Origin of the sequence: Thalassococcus lentus (assembly GCF_028023555.1) — a bacterium.
Lineage (GTDB): Bacteria > Pseudomonadota > Alphaproteobacteria > Rhodobacterales > Rhodobacteraceae > Thalassococcus_A > Thalassococcus_A lentus.
The window spans coordinates 18,027-37,168 of sequence record NZ_JAQIOY010000011.1; the positions used below are offsets into that span (position 1 = coordinate 18,027).

Annotated in this window: 16 protein-coding genes; 11 read left to right on the forward strand and 5 right to left on the reverse strand. The window is 56.5% G+C overall.

Going from position 1 to position 19,142, the window contains the following annotated elements; all coding sequences use genetic code 11:
- The first annotated feature begins 447 nt into the window (after nucleotides 1-447).
- Nucleotides 448-1,650, forward strand: coding sequence for an AAA family ATPase (locus tag PFY00_RS18295; RefSeq protein ID WP_271434045.1), 1,203 nt, complete (start codon nucleotides 448-450; stop codon nucleotides 1,648-1,650).
- Complete coding sequence (locus PFY00_RS18300) at nucleotides 1,647-2,645, forward strand: ParB/RepB/Spo0J family partition protein (protein WP_271434046.1); 999 nt, start codon at nucleotides 1,647-1,649, stop codon at nucleotides 2,643-2,645. The genes PFY00_RS18295 and PFY00_RS18300 overlap by 4 nt, the downstream gene beginning before the upstream one ends.
- A gap of 59 nt (nucleotides 2,646-2,704) precedes the next feature.
- On the opposite strand, the gene PFY00_RS18305 is transcribed toward PFY00_RS18300, so the two are convergent.
- Together PFY00_RS18305 and PFY00_RS18310 are read right to left on the reverse strand one after the other, a co-directional pair.
- Nucleotides 2,705-4,762, reverse strand: coding sequence for an ATP-binding protein (locus tag PFY00_RS18305; protein ID WP_271434047.1), 2,058 nt, complete (start codon nucleotides 4,760-4,762; stop codon nucleotides 2,705-2,707).
- A gap of 157 nt (nucleotides 4,763-4,919) precedes the next feature.
- Nucleotides 4,920-5,525: a molybdopterin-dependent oxidoreductase gene (locus tag PFY00_RS18310; protein WP_271434048.1), complete on the reverse strand. Its 606-nt coding sequence runs from the start codon at nucleotides 5,523-5,525 to the stop codon at nucleotides 4,920-4,922.
- A gap of 156 nt (nucleotides 5,526-5,681) precedes the next feature.
- On the opposite strand from PFY00_RS18310, the gene PFY00_RS18315 reads away from it, so the two are divergent.
- The 3 genes from PFY00_RS18315 to PFY00_RS18325 all read left to right on the forward strand — a co-directional run bounded on the left by PFY00_RS18315 (nucleotide 5,682) and on the right by PFY00_RS18325 (nucleotide 8,462).
- A complete protein-coding gene (locus tag PFY00_RS18315) occupies nucleotides 5,682-6,284 on the forward strand; it encodes a response regulator transcription factor (protein ID WP_271434049.1) in 603 nt (200 codons plus the stop codon).
- Nucleotides 6,285-6,648: 364 nt separating this feature from the next.
- Nucleotides 6,649-7,656, forward strand: coding sequence for an NAD-dependent epimerase/dehydratase family protein (locus tag PFY00_RS18320; protein WP_271434050.1), 1,008 nt, complete (start codon nucleotides 6,649-6,651; stop codon nucleotides 7,654-7,656).
- A 71-nt stretch (nucleotides 7,657-7,727) separates the two neighbouring features.
- Entirely contained in the window at nucleotides 7,728-8,462 is a 735-nt protein-coding gene (locus tag PFY00_RS18325) for a metallophosphoesterase (RefSeq protein ID WP_271434051.1), read from the forward strand.
- Between the two features lie 20 nt (nucleotides 8,463-8,482).
- On the opposite strand, the gene PFY00_RS18330 is transcribed toward PFY00_RS18325, so the two are convergent.
- The gene (locus tag PFY00_RS18330) at nucleotides 8,483-10,321 is read right to left on the reverse strand and encodes an FAD-dependent monooxygenase (protein ID WP_271434052.1); all 1,839 of its coding nucleotides are present in this window, start codon (nucleotides 10,319-10,321) and stop codon (nucleotides 8,483-8,485) included.
- A 128-nt stretch (nucleotides 10,322-10,449) separates the two neighbouring features.
- On the opposite strand from PFY00_RS18330, the gene PFY00_RS18335 reads away from it, so the two are divergent.
- The 4 genes from PFY00_RS18335 to PFY00_RS18350 are packed head-to-tail and all read left to right on the forward strand — an operon-like array spanning nucleotide 10,450 to nucleotide 15,324.
- The gene (locus tag PFY00_RS18335; RefSeq protein WP_271434053.1) at nucleotides 10,450-11,334 is read left to right on the forward strand and encodes an amidohydrolase family protein; all 885 of its coding nucleotides are present in this window, start codon (nucleotides 10,450-10,452) and stop codon (nucleotides 11,332-11,334) included.
- Complete coding sequence (locus tag PFY00_RS18340; protein ID WP_271434054.1) at nucleotides 11,334-12,512, forward strand: cytochrome P450; 1,179 nt, start codon at nucleotides 11,334-11,336, stop codon at nucleotides 12,510-12,512. Before PFY00_RS18335 ends, PFY00_RS18340 begins: the two co-directional genes overlap by 1 nt.
- Nucleotides 12,513-12,517: 5 nt before the next feature.
- Complete coding sequence (locus PFY00_RS18345; RefSeq protein WP_271434055.1) at nucleotides 12,518-14,062, forward strand: acyl-CoA dehydrogenase family protein; 1,545 nt, start codon at nucleotides 12,518-12,520, stop codon at nucleotides 14,060-14,062.
- Complete coding sequence (locus PFY00_RS18350; protein WP_271434056.1) at nucleotides 14,059-15,324, forward strand: flavin-dependent oxidoreductase; 1,266 nt, start codon at nucleotides 14,059-14,061, stop codon at nucleotides 15,322-15,324. The genes PFY00_RS18345 and PFY00_RS18350 overlap by 4 nt, the downstream gene beginning before the upstream one ends.
- Here the strand turns inward: PFY00_RS18350 and PFY00_RS18355 are convergent.
- Together PFY00_RS18355 and PFY00_RS18360 are read right to left on the reverse strand one after the other, a co-directional pair.
- Nucleotides 15,321-16,058 carry a ribonuclease activity regulator RraA gene (locus PFY00_RS18355; protein WP_271434057.1) on the reverse strand — a complete coding sequence of 246 codons (738 nt, stop codon included), beginning with the start codon at nucleotides 16,056-16,058 and terminating at the stop codon, nucleotides 15,321-15,323. The two genes, PFY00_RS18350 and PFY00_RS18355, sit on opposite strands and share 4 nt — an antisense overlap.
- 55 nt (nucleotides 16,059-16,113) lie before the next feature.
- A complete protein-coding gene (locus PFY00_RS18360; protein ID WP_271434058.1) occupies nucleotides 16,114-16,767 on the reverse strand; it encodes a GntR family transcriptional regulator in 654 nt (217 codons plus the stop codon).
- A 164-nt stretch (nucleotides 16,768-16,931) separates the two neighbouring features.
- On the opposite strand from PFY00_RS18360, the gene PFY00_RS18365 reads away from it, so the two are divergent.
- Nucleotides 16,932-18,017: a Gfo/Idh/MocA family protein gene (locus tag PFY00_RS18365; RefSeq protein WP_271434059.1), complete on the forward strand. Its 1,086-nt coding sequence runs from the start codon at nucleotides 16,932-16,934 to the stop codon at nucleotides 18,015-18,017.
- A 96-nt stretch (nucleotides 18,018-18,113) separates the two neighbouring features.
- Nucleotides 18,114-19,124: a TRAP transporter substrate-binding protein DctP gene (dctP, locus tag PFY00_RS18370; protein WP_271434060.1), complete on the forward strand. Its 1,011-nt coding sequence runs from the start codon at nucleotides 18,114-18,116 to the stop codon at nucleotides 19,122-19,124.
- Nucleotides 19,125-19,142 lie beyond the last annotated feature (18 nt).

A 19,142-nucleotide genomic window follows, 5' to 3' on the forward strand; every position in this document is an offset into this window, starting at 1 on the left:
TAAGCCTGCACCCAAAACGTAAGGTTTAAGGTCCACCCGAGCCGTAAGTTTAACCGCCCCAATGTGTAAGGCCTTCGATCCCGATCCGTAAGCCAATACACCCCAAAGTGTAAGATTAGAGCCTAAAAACAATGGTTTTCCAAAGCTTTGCCGGACTGGAACAGAGAAATATAGAATCCTGAACAGAAGGGGTGTTTTTAAATTTGGGATTTTTGTGGATAAGTCCCCTGGATCGACCCGGATCCTGAAATTTATCCCAAAGCTTACAAATCGGGTGTTGCTATGCTTGGGGCTTGGTATTCAGCATTATCGACACCTCAAACTCTGACCTTTTCCGCAGCTTTCTCTAATTTCCGATTATTTGGTGCTATACCGTAAATATTCGCACTTGAGTGCAGGCGGGCAACCCGTCATGATTCGACCAGCATACCCGACAAGAGGATGATTATGGAGCAGTCCGCCCTACCCCCAGTAACGCTGGACGAGTTGGATCAACTTGCTGGCCGCGCTTCTACTGTGATCGCGCGTCTGCGCGATCGTTTGTATTCGCCGGGAACTGAAAAGACGCTTGATCTAAGGTTCAATGTCAGGCGTGCCGCTGAAATGGTTGGCCGTACCGACAAGGCGATCCGCGATGCAGAGGCTGACGGGCGTTTGCCCGCGCCTGAAAAAGACCCCGAGACAGGCCGACGCACCGGTTACAGTCTTGCTGATGTCAATCGGATGCGCAGCGTGTTTGGCACCCTGCCCCATCGTAGTGAAACAGATCGCGCCATGGTTCTGGCTGTCCAGAACTTTAAGGGCGGGGTCGGCAAGTCGACCATGGTTTGCCATCTTGCCCAGTATCTCGCGTTGCGTGGCTATCGTGTGTGTGTGATCGACTGCGACAGTCAGGCCAGTACGACATCCATGTTCGGGCTGAACCCCGACATCGACGTGGATGAAGACGAAGACACGCTTTACCCGTTTTTCAGGCACGGTGGGCCGGCCAGTCTGCATTATGCACTAAGGGCGACCTATTGGCCCGGCATTGCGCTGATCCCGGCCAATCTTGGGCTATACGACGCGGAATATGAGTTTGCCGCCCGTATGGCCCGCGACCAGACCTTTGTTCTGGATCGGCTTCGCGCTGGAATAGACTCTATTCGAGACCAGTTTGACGTGATCCTGATGGACCCGCCCCCTGCCTTGGGAATGCTGTCGCTGAGCGTATTGCGTGCCGCTGATGCCTTGGTCATCCCTGCCCCGCCCAACAATATTGATTTTGGGTCGACTGCGCATTTTCTAAAAATGATGGGCGCCACGCTTAACGAATTGGCAAGGGCTGGCGGTGCGCGCGATTATGCATTCGTTAAGATCCTCGCCACGAAGATGAACGACAGCAAATCGGCGCATGTGGCGATCAAGCGAATGATGGATGCCGTCTTTCCAATGGATATGTTGCAGGCTGTTCTGAAAGACAGCGCGGAAATCGACAACGCGGCGGCCAATCTCAGCACGGTCTATGAGCTGACGGGCGCTGCCACCCGCACCGAGACGCACAAACGCTGTCGGGCCTATCTGGACGCGGTCAACCGTGAGATCGAAGTGTTGATCCGCAAGACCTGGCCCAGCCACCACGCTGCCTTGCGAAAGGAGGGCTTGCTATGAGCCGTAAACACGACGCCATCTTTGACGATGTTCTAAGTGATTTGGATGCCCCTGCCCCCCAGCGCGAAGATCGCGCTGGCGCGCGCTTTCTAAAGCGTTCGACCTCAATTGCGGATCGCTTGTCTGGTGATCTTGAGGAAAAGACGCTGCGCTGGGTTGATCCGGCCGAATGCAAATTGTGGGAACGGCATAACCGGGAATACAGTCTTTTGAACGAGGACAACTGCCGAGACCTTATCGATGGTATTCGATCGCAAGGGCGGCAGGAATTCCCGGCGATCGTCCGGGCCACGGGTGACAGTGATCAACCCTATGAAGTCATCTGCGGCGCGCGGCGGCACTTTGCCGTCAGCTGGCTTCGGGCCAACAATTATACGCAGTTCAAGTATCTGATCGATGTCCGCGATCTGACTGACGAAGAAGCTTTTCGGCTGGCCGATATCGAAAACCGGGATCGTGAGGATATCTCGGATTATGAACGCGCCGTAGACTATGCGGACGCGATTGAACGCTACTATGGCGGCAAGCAGAAATCGATGGCCGAGAGGCTCGAAGTCAGCCAGCCGTGGCTGTCGCGCTATTTGCAGCTGGCAAAACTTCCGGACATCATTGTGCAGGCCTTTGCCTCCATTCGGGATCTGCGTGAGCGCAACGCCCGGGATCTCAAACCCTTGTTGGGTGATCCCAAGGCATCTGCAGCCATCCTCGAGGAGGCAGGGTCATTGGCGCGTGAGCAGGAAAGAGCGAGGCAGGGGCGCGGCGCATTTGTAGAGCCTCAGGCGGTCATGCGCAGGCTCTTGCAGGCAGGAAAGCCCGCCAAGCCAAAGGCCGCAAAGGACCCGGGGACCCTATATCGCCGCAGCGCCGGGGAACGGGGCATTACCGTTCACAAAAAGGGCCGCAAGGTGACCATGGAGTTTGAAGAAAACCTGACGCGGGCTTCGCTAGAAGCGGCATTTCAGAGTTATCTGAATGCTCGGTTCAAGAAGGAATAGAACGTCATTTTCCCAAAATTGCCCACGGGCAATTCGCATAAAAAAAATAAAGCCCACGGTCAAAATTGCCCGTGGGCAATTTTTTGGATCTCGGGCAAATCAGTGTATGCGTAAGCCGCTTTGGTGTCGGCCCAAATCGGGTGAAGTTCTTGTGCCTGCCGCCGCCACATACGGTTTTGATTGCGTTTGCCGCTCTCACACATGGTACGCAGATGCGCTGCTAACGCGGCGGCTCCGAACAATGCCGCCGATCCAGCCATACGGTGGGCTTGATCAGGCTCTGCGTCGGTTTGCCCGGCGGTACCGGTAAAGGAACTCATTTCGTCAAAAAACGCAGCCAATGCCTGCGCCAATTTGGACGGTTCCATCGTCTGTTTGAGCATCCGGATTTGCGCAGCATCGATTAATTCCATTGCCTCATCTGTTGGATCTGGCTCGGCGGTGCCGTCGTCGTCCGACAGCGCATCGGCCAAAGCCTCCTGAATAGCCTCTGCGCTGAGCGGTTTGGTCAGGATGCCCCGCATGCCCGCCTTCAGGTAGGCATCCCGTTCTTCGGGCAGAGCATGGGCTGTTGTGGCTATAATTGGGACGTTGGCTTCGGGGCGATTGCTGGATCGCAATTGGCGCGTTGCGGTCAACCCATCCATAACGGGCATCGAGATATCCATCAGGATCACGTCAAACAGTGTCTCACGCGCGGCTTCCACGCCTTCGAGACCGTTAGAGGCATCTTCAACCGTATGCCCCATGCGCAGCAGCATGCTGCGCAGGATCATGCGGTTTGTGGCGTTGTCTTCTACGATAAGAATTTTGAGGCCCGACAGCGATTTTCGACGCGGCTTTGCCTTTTCTGGATGTTGGGTGGTTTCGGTCACTGTGGGATGCAGAGGTAGGCGAAGCCAGAACACACTGCCCTGACCGACTTCGCTTTCGGCACCCACGGTCCCGCCTAACGATGCAGCGAGACGGCGCACAATACCCAGCCCCAGGCCAGTCCCCACATTCGTTCGATCATACCCAACGTCCAGCGTTACAAAGTCAGCAAAGATGCGATCGAGGTCGGCTTGTTCGATGCCTATACCCGTGTCCGTCACCCGAATTTCAACGTCACTGAGCCCATCGTTACAGTCCGCTTCGATGGTGATTTTGCCGTCACGGGTGAACTTGATCGCGTTGCCAATATAGTTGAGCAAGACCTGTTGAATTCTTGCGCCGTCTCCAAAGCAATCGTGTAGGTCAGGGTGCGGCGGGTTCAACGAAAGTGAATTGCCATGCAGCTTGGCGCTGGGTTGCTGCGATTCAACAACCTCTTCAAGCATGGTGATCAGATCAAACTGGTATGGTCTGCTCTTCTGATGCCCCGCGTCCAGGCGTGATATGTCGAGAACGTCATCAACATGACCAACCAACTGGTTGGCCGCATTGCGTGCGGTCTTGATGTAGGTATGTTGCTCTGCTGGCAGATCGTTGGAATCGATCAATTCCAATGCACCCATCACACCGTTGAGTGGTGTGCGCATTTCGTGGCTCATAACGGCGAGCATATGGGCCTTTGACCGTTCGCCCTCGATGGCCTTGTCACGGGCTTCTGTGAGGGCTTTCGCGCTTTCTTCTTGTGCACGCAGCAAGCGCCCGAGGACATAAACCATGACAAGCAGAATCAAAAACAGAGCGCTGATCACCACACCGATCATTTGCAACGTCAGGGCGACGCTTTGTCTGCTTTCGTCAGAGATATCGGCGTAAGACGAAATCGCGGCCAGGGACATAGAGAGCATTGCGCCGTTAATCTGGGTCGCACTTTCTTTGAGCTGTGGCAGGGCGGCTATGAGAGTTTCATCATTACCGTCTATCCACGGAACCAATTGCTCGACGCTTTGGGCCGACCTTTGCAGGTTTTGGGCCAATTCGGGATTGTCTCTTAGAGGTCTGACAACATCGCTTTCACGTAAAGTGGCGATTCGGCTGTAGAGAATATCAAACCGCAGGCGCACCAAATCGAGATCCGGTACCTCAGCAGCAGATTCGTTGATGATGGCTGTCTCAAAGGCCGCGGCTTCGATTTCGCCGCGCGAAAAAACCCATAACACGTTGTCAGAGGCTGCGTAGCCCAACATGCGAATTTGTTGTCGTACTTCAAATGAGAACAACAAAGACATCAGCAGACAGGCAACCGCGACGAGGCCCAAAAAGCCCCGTCGCATGCTGCTGTTGCCAGCAATTCCATACAGGATGCTGCGTTTCAACTGATCCCCCCGATTGTCTCGGATCAGGTCACCGCATTACCGTCATCCGGTCAAGCTGCCAGATGCTCCGTGAGTAGTAGACTTCAGATCTGAATTGCTCATCGACATCGTATGGATAAACGAGCCACAAGGGCCCCTTGTCGCGTACAGACATCGGCTTTCCGTTCCGCTCAAAGGCGATCAACGCACTACCTTCGGACGCGTCTTCCAAGGGGATTTCCACGGCGTAATCGTTTATTGCCTGTGCGCGCAGGACCCCGTCACTGATACCCAACACGCGGACGATTTCTGCCAGTGGTGTTCCTCGGAAAACTTGCTCTCCGTCTGTCCAGATGGTTGTGGTTCGCAGGGTGATAGCCCCAAGCGATTCCAGCATGGCGATGTCGAAATGTGCTTCCTCTCCAACATTTGTATTGGAAAGCTCTCCAGAGAAACGCAGAACGACTGGCCCGGCTGGCTTTTCAAGTGGGGCAACAGACTCGGCCGACAACGCTACCGGCAAAAAAACCGCGGCGCTCAGGCAACCAAGTGCCCAACGTCTGCCTTGAGAAAATTGATCCAACATTGAAATGGTCCACCCGATATCTGTACGTACAGCTGAAAAACCGTTTTCAGCGTGAATAAGTGATGCCATACAGCTCTACATTTGTCGTTGGTGCTTAGGCATAGCACGGCTATACTTCGGGATATGCCATGTGCAATTCAGCACAGACGGCCTTCGTGGATGCCTGTTTTGACTTTAGTGTGAATAACCTAACGTCAAACGAAAAAAACCGAAAGACACCTGCAGATGCGTATTCTATTGGCAGACGACCACGATCTGGTTCGCGAAACCATCGCAGCGTTCCTCAATGGCGAAGATATTGAGGAAATTCAAACGGTTGCGACGCTAGACGATGCCGTAGACAGTGTCGAAAAACACGGAAATTTCGATCTGGTTCTACTGGATTACCAAATGCCCGGCATGAATGGGTTGGATGGTTTGACCCGCATGCAAGAAGTGAACGGCGGCAAGCCGGTTGCGATCTTGTCGGGCACCGCGCCGCGTGAAGTGGCTCAGGCCGCCCTGAAAGCCGGAGCGCAGGGATTTGTGCCCAAGACACTCCCGGCACGCTCCTTCCTGACGGCCGCTCGGTTTATGGCTGCTGGTGAGGTTTATGCGCCCATCGAAATGTTGCGCGACAGAGAAGAGGTCGACGAGAACCCGTTGACGAGTCGCGAACGGGACGTCCTGCGCGGGATCTGTGACGGGAAGTCCAATAAGGAAATTGGGTTCGAGCTGGGCGTACAGGAAGTTACGGTCAAACTTCACGTGAAAACGCTGAGCCGGAAACTGGAAGCCCGCAACCGGACACACGCCGCCATGATCGGACGGGATCGCAACCTGATCTGAAATTGCCTGCGCGGCCTTACCTGTCTTGATCCACGCTCGCTTGTTAAAATTGAAAAAGGCTCAGCCGTTGATGAAGCGGCGAGCCTTGTCCAAGAGAGCAGGGTTGTGAGCACCCCAGAGATCCATTTGTTATCTTGATGTTATGCGGGCAAGACCCGCTTGCATACCGTTCAGATGGGCAAATTTGATCCCCTGCGGACAGCGCCGCTATCCTTTCTTGGCACAGCGTTTCCGGATTGATAGCGAAGCATGGTTTCCTCGTGTATTGTTGAACGGATAGCGTGGACATTTCCCTGTACTTTGTGCCAGCAAGCGCGGGAATTTGGCAGGACGGTCGCAGTGCGTCGTCGCGAAAGGCAATCAGATGCGCAAAGTCTTTATAACCGGGAGTGCCGGGTTCATCGGGTATCATCTGGCGCAGGTGCTGCTTGATGAAGGGTTTGTTGTACACGGCTACGACGGGATGACGGACTACTACGATGTCAGTCTGAAACAGCGTCGGCATCAGATGCTGCTGCAAAACCCGAATTTTTCGGCCACCGAAGGTATGCTCGAAGATCGTGACCTGTTTGACCGGGTGGCAGACGCGTTTGAGCCGGATGTGATTGTGCATCTCGCCGCGCAGGCCGGGGTGCGCTACAGCCTCGAAAACCCGCGGGCCTATGTAGACAGCAACGTGGTCGGGACCTTCAACGTAATGGAGGCCGCGCGCCGTCATTCAGTGGATCATTTGCTGATGGCGTCCACGTCTTCAGTCTATGGGGCCAACGAACAGATGCCGTTCAGCGAGACGGACAAGGCCGACACACAGATTACGATCTACGCGGCCACCAAGAAGGCAACGGAAAGCATGGGGCATGCCTACGCGCATCTGTGGAACCTGCCGACCACGATGTTCCGGTTTTTCACGGTCTATGGTCCCTGGGGTCGTCCGGACATGGCCCTGTTCAAATTCGTCAAAGCGATCCGCGAAGGCCGCCCAATCGACATATATAACCATGGTGAGATGTACCGCGATTTCACCTATGTAACCGATCTGGTGCGCGGGATTCGGTTGCTTGTGGATGCTGTTCCGGAACGGCCCGAAGATGGTGTTGTGCCAGAAGGTGACAGCCTAAGCCCCGTTGCGCCCTGGCGTGTGGTGAACATCGGCAATTCGGACAAGGTCAAGTTGCTGGACTTTGTGGATGCCATCGAGGCCAGTCTTGGGCAGGAAGCCATCCGAAACTACATGGACATGCAAAAGGGTGATGTTCCCGCAACCTGGGCAGACGCCCGATTGCTACAAACCCTGACGGGATATCGGCCTCAGACGGACGTGCGCACGGGTGTTCAGCAATTTGTCGACTGGTACATCGATTATTACGGTTGAATCCGGCCCTGCGGCATCATGCAGGGCAGGGGGGTCTTGCCAATTTAGGTGGGTTGCTATCTGGCTTTGGTATGTTTGGTTTAGGCACTGGTAAATCTTTTGCAGACCCTTCTCCTGAGGCGCCATTTTGGGCGATCGGGGATATCCATGGTCGTGCAGATTTGCTGGAGCAGGCCGAGTCCATCATGCTTCGTGAAGCGCCGGGTATTCCGGCGGTCTTTGTCGGCGACTATGTGGATCGCGGGCCGGACAGTGCGACTGTCCTGCAACTTCTTTCTTCGGGCAGTGAGGACGGGGATCAACCGATCATTTGCCTGATGGGCAACCACGAACAGATGCTGCTGGATTTTCTGGATCATCCAGAACGGTCGGGTCCGCGCTGGTTGCGGAACGGCGGTGTAGCCACGATGCAGAGCTTTGGCATTTCAGGTGCCGATGCTGCGGCAAGTCCGGATGAACTGGCAGGCCTGGCACATGCTTTGCTGGGTGCGATGGGAACGGATCTCTTGGCGTGGCTGCGTGCGCGTCCTCTCTTTTGGCAAAGTGGCAATATCGGCGTGGTGCATGCAGGCGCAGACCCTGCCGCCCCACTGGCCGAACAAAAACCAAAAGCCTTGTTGTTCGGACACCCTGAATTCATACGCAAATCGCGCCGGGACGGGCTCTGGATCCTGCATGGTCATACCATCACGCGCAAACCCAACGCAGAAGCCGGACGCATCGCAATCGATACCGGCGCCTATGCCACCGGTCGTCTCACCTGTGCGCTGATCCAAGAGGGAAAGCCCAAGTTTTTCCAGACGTGATCCGGTGTTAGGCAGAGCCTTCAGATTGCTTTGAATACGCCATTCAGCATGCGGCCCAGTGACTCTGTGTCGGTCAGCTCAAAGAGTCCGGCGACGTATTGATCGGGTCGCACCAGCACGAGGCAGCCTCTCTCACGATCAATTCCGCGCAGATCAAAGAGGTCTTCGCCTGCCGGGTCCGGGCAAAACACCTTTTCGTAGTCCCGCAGCGCCAAACGACCCTTGGGCGGGAACAACCGATCCGGCATTTGGGTGATGTCGAGGTTGTGGTGATGGCATTGCAGAACGGCCCGTAGATCGATAACGGCGTCCAGATCTGCGCCGTTGGGGGTTATTCTTGCCAGAACAGGGTCTAACTCACTGCAAAGCGAATGGAGTTGGCTCAGTTGCTCTTCGGGTTTGCCCTTGGCGGTAAAGGCGAAAATCACCCAACGGGAATCGGTTTTCTGGACATGGCCCAGATGCAGGGGTTTGCCATCAGCGAGGCGTACAACCGGGGCCGAGTGAAATCGCATACCAATGGGAAATCCGGTGGCCAGATGCTGCTTGCCGTCTCCGGCTGTCAGTGCAGAAGGGTTATACCGGACCGACACGCCGGCCGTGTAGCGCCCATGCTCTATGAAGTACTGTTGGAACCTTGGCGCGCTGTCGCCTTCTTGGGTTTCCGGCGCAGCGCTCATGATGCGGGCCCATTCTTCGTCAAAATCGATCAGTGTTTGCGCCACGGCCTGACGTTCGTCCGAATAGCTCCGTAACAGTGTCTCATCTGATCGGCCCAACAAAACCGAGACCAGTTTCCAACCCAGATTAAAGGCGTCCCCCATGGACACATTCATCCCCTGACCCGCCTTGGGGCTGTGGGTGTGGCAGGCATCGCCAGCGATGAACACGCGCGGGTCTTGCCCCTCGGCGCGGTCGTCAAAGCAGTCGGTCAGGCGCTGGCCGATTTCGTAGACCGACCACCAAGCGACCTCTGCTACATCGATAGAGTAGGGGGCCAGAATACGGTTGGCGGCCGCGATCAAATCCTCTGCTGTCAGGTCGCGCTGGCTGACCCGTTCGTCCGGACTCAGCTTGTCCATTTCGACATAGAGCCGCACGAGGTATCCGCCTTCGCGCGGGATCACCAATACAGTGCCTTCGTTTGCCGATTGGATGAGGCTTTTGAACCGAACGTCCGGGAAGTCGGTGTTGCACAGCACATCCATGACGCCCCACGCCTGATGGGCGCTGTCGCCCTCAAGTGTTCGCCCGATGGCGCGGCGCACGTTGCTGCGCGCGCCGTCGCAGCCAACAACGTATTTCGCGCGCATGACCTCACTCTGTCCGTTGTGATCGAGCGTCACGGTGACACCGGATGCGTCCCGTTTCAGATCAACCAGCTGGCGATCGTACAAAGGCTCCAGCCGAGTTGGAGAATTGCGCATGACATTGAGATACATGTCATGCACGCGTGCCTGATTGAGAATGACATGAGGCATTTCGGACAGGCCATCTTCAACGTCTTGCACCCGGCCGTTTCGAACGATGGCCGCGGGGTTGTCGGGATCGGGTTTCCAGAAGGTTGCTTCGTTGACCCAATAGGCTTCGCGCTTGACGCTTTCGACAAATCCAAAGGTCTGAAACATCTCCATCGATCGGCAGGACACGCCATCGGCTTGGCCTTTTTCCATCGGGCCGGATTTGCGTTCCACGATTGCAGTCCGGATGCCCGGGAAACCAGCCAGATACGCTGCCAGTGTCAATCCGGCCGGTCCGGCACCAACGATAAGTACGTCCAACGGATCGCCGGGGTCTTGGTGCGACGCCGGTTTCAAATCAGGATCACCGGGGCGAAAGCCGTTATCATGATACTGCATCTGTTTTTGTCCTCCGGTCTTGGTTTGCCGAGTGCGCAGCAAATTTGTTGTATAGGATAACGGTTTTTCTGTATAGCATTCTAAACAGCCCCGGCGCATGGCCAAGGGCAGCATCGGAGGAGAATGCAATGGTTGATTTCAGCGCGGTCAAAGCCATCGATTTTCACACGCACGCCGAAGAGCCCTGCAACCACGGTCGCGATGACGGCTACAACGAATTTCAGGCAGGCATGGCCGCCTATTTCAAGAATCCGGCCGGTGCCGAAGGCATGCTGCCCACGGTTCAGGACACCGCAGCCTACTATCGGGAACGCAACATTGCGGCGGTTATCTTCCCAGTCGATGCCGAACGTGAAACGGGGTTCAAGCGGTATTCAAACGAAGAAGTTGCGCAGATCTGTGCCGAAAATGACGATATCCTGATCCCTTTTGCGTCCATCGATCCGCACAAGGGCAAGGCGGGCGCGCGGGAAGTGCGGCGGTTGGTGCGTGATTTCGGCGTGCGCGGGTTCAAGTTCCATCCGACAATGCAGGGCTTTTTCCCTAATGACCGAGAAGCCTGTTACACTGTTCTGGAAGCCTGCGCCGAAGAGGGTGTGATCACCCTGTTCCATACCGGTCAGACTGGTGTTGGTTCTGGTATGCGTGGCGGGATGGGAATGCGCCTGAAGTATTCCAACCCGATGCATCTTGATGACGTCGCGGTTGATTTTCCGGACATGCCGATCATCCTCGCGCATCCCAGCTTCCCCTGGACCGAAGAAGGGCTGGCCGTGTGCCAGCACAAACCGAATGTCTACTATGACATGAGCGGTTGGAGCCCGAAGTATTTCCCGGAAACCTTCATTCGCTATGCCAATTCTATCCTGAAGAAAAAAATGCTCTTCGGATCTGACTGGCCTGCAATCACGCCTGACCGCTGGTTGGCTGATTTCGAAGCGGCACCGTTCAAGGATGAAGTACGGCCTTTGATCCTCAAGGAAAATGCGCTGCGGTTGCTGGGTGAAGCATAGTGGCACGGCCGGTCCCCGTCAGTGATCAGATCACTCTTGAGGCGCTGGATCGCGATCCCTTTCCGATCTATCGCCGCCTGCGGGCTGACGCGCCCGTGTGCCGGATCAGTCAGGCACGGCGTATCTTTCTGACCAAGGCGGCCGATACAAAATACGTCAAGGACAACCCTGACATCTTCAGTTCAGACGATCCTGTAACACCCATGAAGCGCGCCTTTTGGGCGCATACCCTCATGCGGAAGGATGGGGAGGCACACCTGCGCGAACGCATGGCCATGGCTCCGGCTTTTGCCCCGCGCGTCATCCGAGACGAATGGGTCCCTCGCTATCAGCGGATTGCCGAGGACTACGTTGCGCGCCTGCCCCGTGGAGAGGTGGTGGATCTGTTTCCGGCACTCTCTGGGCCCTATGCCGCGCGGGGGCTGGCAGTGCTCCTAGGCCTCGAAGAGGCCAGCGACGACGAGATGCAGCGTTGGTCTCAGGCGTTGATCGATGGCGCAGGTAACTTCGGTTGGAAGGATGCCCCATTTGCTCGCTCGGATCTGGCTAACGAAGAAATGCACGCTCTTTTTGACCGGCTGCAAGACCGGCACAGGGCAGAGCCGAACAATTCTGCCCTCTCGGTCATGCTGAATGCCGACGACCCGATTGAGCAGACCCAGATCTATGCCAATATCAAGATTGCCATCGGCGGGGGCATCAACGAGCCAAGAGATGCGTTGAACACCATTCTGTTCGGATTGCTGACAAATCCGGAACAGTTGGAACAGGTCAAGCGTCAGGGAGATTGGGACAAAGCCTTTGAGGAAGGGGTGCGCTGGGTTGCGCCAATCTCGGCCTCGTCGCGGCTGGTCAAAGAGGATACGGAGATCCGTGGTTGCCTGATTGAAAAGGGCGAGACGGTCATGACCATTCAGGCTAGCGCCAACCGTGACGAAGAGGTCGTGGAGGATGGAGAGACCTTCAACGTCTACCGTGAAAAGACCCAGCACCAAAGTTTTGGCAACGGGCCGCATTTCTGCCAGGGCACTCATGTGGCGCGCCGGGCGATTGCACAGATCATGCTGCCAGTGCTGTTTGACCGTTTTCACAATATGACGCTGCCCGACCCGGATGCGGTGATTTGGCGGGGCTTTGGTTTTCGCGGACCTATCAACCTGCCTGTCCTTTTGAATTGAGCACCATGACCAGCTTCAAAGCCCCCGCCGAAGATATCCTGTTTTCGTTGAACCACGTTGCCGATGCCGCGCGTCTGGACGAATGGGACGCGGTGATTGCATCGGATATCCTGAACCATTTCGCCCCTTTCGCGGAATCTGTGATCGCGCCGCTGAACGCTGTTGGGGATGAGCAGGGTGCGCAATTGCAAAACGGTCGCGTCCGGATGCCCGAGGGTTTCGGGAATGCGTTTGCCCAACTTGCTGCAGGCGGATGGCAGGGGCTGGCTGCGCCAGAAGAATATGGCGGAATGGGGCTGTCGTCGGTCTATGGGGCAGGGGTGTCCGAGATTTTCTCGGGTGCCAACCACGCATTGCAGATGGTGTGCAATCTGGTACCGGGCGCGATCGCGACTCTGCAGCGATTTGGCTCGCAGAAGCAACAGGACACATGGATTCCGGGTCTGGCGGATGGGTCCGTTTTGTCGACCATGTGTCTGACGGAACCGGCAGCGGGCTCTGATCTTTCCGCGATCAGAACCACCGCGAAACCGGATCAGGACGGATGGGTGCTGAACGGTGAAAAGATATTCATTTCGGGTGGGGATCAGGATCTGTCCGATGATATCTTGCACTTGGTGCTGGCACGGAGCGGACCGGCCGACGCCGGTATTGTCGGTTTGTCGTTGTTCTTGTGCCGCCGCCAGCCCGCGGCTCGGGTTACGCGTCTGGAGGGAAAGCTGGGGCTGCATGCCTCGCCTACCTGTCAGATGCTTTTTGACGATGCCAAGGCCGAGTTGGTTGGTGAGGAAGGCGCAGGGCTTAAGGCGATGTTCACGCTTATGAACCACGCGCGGTTGGATGTTGCTTTGCAAGGTGTGGCCCATGCCGCGCGTGCGGCAGATATCACCGCTAGCTATGCAGCCGAACGAAAGCAGGGCAGGGGGGCTGACGGGGCCACTGCCGTCCTGCACGACCACGCGGACGTTCGGCGCATGATCGAAACCCAGCGCATGCTAGAGCTTGGCTCAAGGGCGCTTTGCCACATCGCATTGGTTGAGCTGGAATTGGGGAATCGGCCAGAACTGGTCGAGTTTCTGACACCTCTTTGCAAGGTGCTTGGATCAGAAGCAGGTATTCAGGCCGCCGATCTCGGAATTCAGGTGCTAGGAGGATATGGGTACCTCAAGGAATACGGGATCGAGCAGATCTGGCGCGATGCCCGTATCTGCGCGATTTATGAGGGGGCAAATGGCATTCATACGCGAAGCCTTGCCACGCGTGGGCTGCGGAGTGGTGGCGCTGATGGATTTGAAACGCTGTGCCGGGAACTGGCTGGACATGACGAGCGGGTGCGGCCCACTCTGGCCCGTTGGGCGACCGTCAAGGACGAGATCGCCGCGGCAAAGGATGCGACCGAACTGGCCCACCGGTTCTATCGGCTGACGGCTGATCTGGCTTTGCGTGCCGTTTGGGCGCGGATTGATGCCGTTGCGGATGCGCATTCGGACGCCCGCGTGTTAAAAGCTCTGGCAGCGAAAATCCTGAACACCCAAGAGGTCCTGATGTGAATGAGCCTGTCATTATTGCCGGTGGCGGGATCGGCGGCCTTGCACTGGCGCTGACCCTGCACCAGATCGGTGTTCCTTGCCTTGTCATCGAAGCCTCGCGCGACATGAAACCATTGGGTGTCGGGATCAACATCCAGCCCAACGCAGTGCGCGAACTGTTCGATCTGGGTATTGGCGCAGACGCGCTTGACCGGGTCGGCGTCCAGGCGCGCGAATGGGCTTTGGTTGGGCTGAATGGCAAAGAAGTCTACGCCGAGCCACGCGGAATGCAGGCCGGGTATCGCTGGCCGCAGTATGCGGTCCATCGCGGCGAGTTGCACATGCTGCTCTACCGCACCGTGTTGGACCGACTCGGACAGGAGTCGGTCCGTCTGGGTGTTAAGGTTGAGGGTTATTCAGCAGGCGCAGAGTCTGTTCAGGTTTCGTTGAGCGATGGAACACGTGTGACAGGCCGATTGTTGATCGGTGCTGACGGGATTCATTCGGTGGTGCGGGCGCAGATGCATCCACAGCAACCGCCAATCCATTGGGGTGGCGCGGTTATGTGGCGGGGAACGGTACGCACCAAGCCGTTGCGCACCGGCTCATCCTTTGTTGGTCTGGGCACACACCGACACCGGATGGTGATCTATCCGATTTCTTCGCCTGATCCGGATGGAAGCTGTCTGGTCAACTGGATTGCCGAAGTCACCATGGACAGCGCCGAGGGTTGGCAACACGATGGCTGGTTCAGACCCGTTGAGCTGGCGCATTTCGTGCATCATTTCGAAGACTTTCGCTACGAATGGCTGGACGTTCCAGCCATGCTGGCACAGGCAGATTGTGCCTATGAAAATCCGATGATCGATCGCGATCCTGTCGACACTTGGGTACAAGGGCCCGTTGCGCTGATGGGCGATGCGGCCCACGCCATGTATCCCACGGGGTCAAACGGGGCCAGTCAGGCCATTGTGGATGCGCGCGTGCTGGGCGCCAAGATTGTACGACACGGCGCAACACCTGCCGCTCTGGAAGCCTATGACGAACAGCTGTGCGGGCCGGTTTCGGAACTGGTTCTGCGCAATCGCGGCGCAGGGCCGTTCGGGCTTTTGAACATGCTGGACGAAAGATGCGGCGGCGTCTTTGATGACATCGAAACCGTGCTGCCCGCAGAGGAACGGCGCGAGTTCATGGCCAAATACAAGGCGGCGGCTGGTTTTGCGATGGAGCAGTTGAACGCCGCCCCGCCAACGATTGAAGAAGGCGCGCAAGTCCGGGGTTAGCGATCAGCTTTCCATGCTTCGAAACGAACCAGCGTGTCGGGATCGGTAGGCGGATAGAGCCCACGGGTGGGCACCCCCCGGTTTACCTCTTCCAGAACAAACGCTTCGAATAGTTCCATGCCAATGCTTTCTTCGGCGACTTCATCGGCCAGATGCCGCGGGATGACCATGACCCCATCCGCATCCCCCAGAAGGATATCGCCGGGATAGACTGCGACGCCGCCACAAGCGATTGGCAGCCCGATGTCCACGGCATGGTGTTTCGTTAGGTTCGTCGGGGCCGATGGTTTGGCGGCAAAGACCGGCATATCCAGTGCAGCGGCCCCTTCGGCATCGCGTATTCCACCATCAGAAACGACCCCGGCAACACCGCGGACCTGCATCCGGGTCAGCAGGATTGATCCGGCTGAGGCCGCAGAGGCATCCCCCCGACAATCCATGACCAGAACTGCGCCTTCGGGGCATTCTTCGACAGCAACGCGCTGCGGGTGATCCGGTTCGCGAAACGCCTCGAGCGGGTCGGTGTCGGGGCGGGTCGGGATGTAGCGCAGCGTATAAGCTGGCCCAACCATGGTCTTCTTGCCTGTACCCAGCGGAAGCGCGCCTTGAATATACGCGTTTTGATAGCCGCGTTTGAACAAGAGCGTCGCAACGGTTGCGGTGCTTGCGCCCTGTAGACGGTGCAGGGTGTCTGCTTTCAGCGATATCGTGTCAGCATGAGGAGGGTTGGGCATCTTTGACCTGCTTCGTGGACGGTTGCGAAAGGGCGGTAGTGAGCTGATTGAGGATTCAGAACGACGCCAACGTGTGTTCCAGACCTTTTTCGATATGCGTTTGCAGCACAGTGGATGCACGATCCACGTCTCTTGCCAAAGCGGCGTCAAACATCTGGCGGTGTTCTTCCACGGCTTCGTCGCCACGGTAGGTCAGAACGAGCATCTGATAACGCAGGTATTTGTCATAGAGCACTGCGTGCAAAGACAGCAGGTTCTGTGACCCGCAAGCCTGGATCAATGCTTTGTGGAATTCCCAGTCGTATCGCTTCCAGTCCTCTTTCTGACTGTCGTCGCCGCCCATCATCTTTTGTTCCATGAGGTGCAGTTTGTGATGCGCAGCAACCAGATTGCCTTCCCAGTCCGTGTCGCCTTTTTCGACGGACAACCGCAGGGCATGGCATTCGAGCAGTACACGCAGATTGGCGATTTCGATCAGATCCTGACGGGATACCGGGGTCACAAAGAATCCGCGTTGATCCTGGGCATCGACAAAGCCTTCGCTCGATAGTCGGTTCAGGGTCTCACGCAGGGTCGACATGCTGGCCGAATACCGCTGCCGCAATCCTTCAAGTTTGAGCTTGGAGCCGGGTTCAAGTTCTCCGAATATGATGTCGCGCTTGATCCGCTGATACGTGGAGGACCCGATTTCGTTGAGTGATTTTGCCATGACTTGGGCCTGAGATTTCCGGTTTCATCCTATACATACCACAGAATGACGGGGCTCCAAGTTTGAAGATTTAAAGGGTGAAATAAAAAATATCAGACATTCTTGTTAACATCAGTTGAAGTGATTAGTGTGCGCTCGAAGTCGAGATTCGAGGGACACAACCCATGCAAAACGAAACGCGTATCGCCGTTGTGGGCTTTGGGCTTATTGGTAAGCGTCATGCAGAGGTGTTGCGCCGGTCACCGGGCCTTGCACTGGCCGCGGTGGTGGATCCGGACGCAGAATCCCGGGCGGCGGCGGTTGCCATGGGTTACGCGGCATTTGAATCGCTCGAGCAGATGTTCGAACAAGCGCCACCCGACGGAGTCGTTTTGGCGACACCCACCCCGATGCATCTGGAGCAGGGGCTTTGCTGCATTGCCAACAATTGTCCTGTTCTGATCGAAAAGCCCATTGCAGTGACGGCGGCAGAAGCCGAACAGCTGACCGTGGCGGCGGAACAGGCCAATGTGGCTTTGCTGGTTGGCCATCACCGGCGACACAACGGCATGGTGCGCGCGGCCAAAGCGGCAATTGACAATGGGTCAATCGGATCAATCCGGGCGGTTCAGGCCACGTGCTGGTTCTATAAACCGGACTACTACTTCGATGCTGCACCATGGCGCAAACACAAGGGGGCGGGGCCGATCTCGGTCAACCTCGTGCATGATGTTGATCTGCTTCGTCACTTCTGTGGTGAGGTCCGCTCTGTTCAGGCGATTGCCGTTCCGTCTGCACGTGGATTTGAGAATGAAGATCTGGCAACGGCAATCCTGACATTCGAACAAGGCTGTGTTGCGACTATTTCGGTGTCGGACAGCATTGTCGCTCCGTGGAGCTGGGAGCTGACCTCTTGCGAGAATCCGGCTTATCCCGCGACTAATGAAAGCTGTTACCTGATTGGCGGGTCCGAAGGCGGGCTGTCCTTGCCCGATTTGCGGGTCTGGCGCCACGAAGAGACACAGGATTGGTGGACGCCAATCGGTTCGCAAACCTTGCTTCGCAGTTTCGAAGACCCTCTGGCGACCCAGATGCACCATTTCGCACAAGTGATTCAGGGCAAGTGCCAGCCGCTGGTTTCCGGAGTTGAGGGCATGCGGTCGCTGGAAGTCGTCGAGGCGATCGCCATCTCGGCGGCCACCGGCGATGCCGTTTCGATACAAAAATCTGATGCACAGAGCAGAGAGCCTGCGCAGAAACCAGCTGCTTAAAATGTCAGACGTTTTACAAAATATCTTGCAAACAGTAAAAAATCCGCAATAACTGACTCGATCAAATAGCTACGGACTGATCAAAGGGAGGAAACCATGATCACCAAACTCACCCGTCGTGCGACCATCGCGTCGCTCACAGCTCTGAGCCTTGCAGCAAGCGTTGCTGGCCCTGCTTTGGCCGACGAAAAAATTCAGCTGCGCATGGCGACATCGGGTTCTGAAACGGATCAGCGATCTGTTGCGATGGCCGAAGTGTTCGCACCGATGGTTGCAGACTTCGTCGACTACCAGCCCAGCTACAACGGCACGATCTTTGCTCAGGGCACCGAGCTGGACGCCATCAGCCGTGGCAACCTCGAAATGTCGATCACATCGGCGCAGGAACTGGCACAGTTCTTCCCCGAGTTTTCGATCTTTACAGCAGGCTATGTTCATCAGGACGCAGCACATCAGGTTGCGGTTTTCAATGACCCTCTCATGGATGCGTTCAAGCAGAAGGCCGAAGATGAGCTGGGCGTAAAGCTGTTGTCTGTCATGTATCTTGGCCGTCGTCAGGTGAACCTGCGTCAGACCAAAGATGAGCTGACAGTGTCCACACCAGCAGATCTGGATGGCGTGAACCTGCGTATGCCGGGCACCGATGCATGGCAGTTCCTCGGCAAGGCTCTGGGCGCAGCGCCGACACCAATGGCCTTCTCCGAAGTCTACACCGCCTTGTCGACAGGCGCAGTTGACGGTCAGGACAACCCGCTTCCGACCGTTGTGGATGCCAAGTTCTATGAAGTGACCAACCAGATTGTTCTGACGTCGCACCTTGTTGACCTGAACTACATTGCCATCGGCAAAGGTGTTTGGGATGGCATGAGCGCAGAACAGCAGGCCACCGTTCAGAAAGCGGCAGATGCTGCGGCAGAATCCGGTCGCCAGAAGCAGCTTCAGAAAGAGGCTGATCTCGTTGCTTTCCTCGAAGAGCAAGGCATGAGCATCTACGAGCCTGATCTGGCTGCGTTCCGCAATCAGGTGCAGTCCATGTATCTCGAAAGCGAATTCGCAGAAACATGGCCAGAAGGCGTGTTGGACCAGATCAACGCACTGGGCAACTAAGCCGCGCTAAAATAGGGG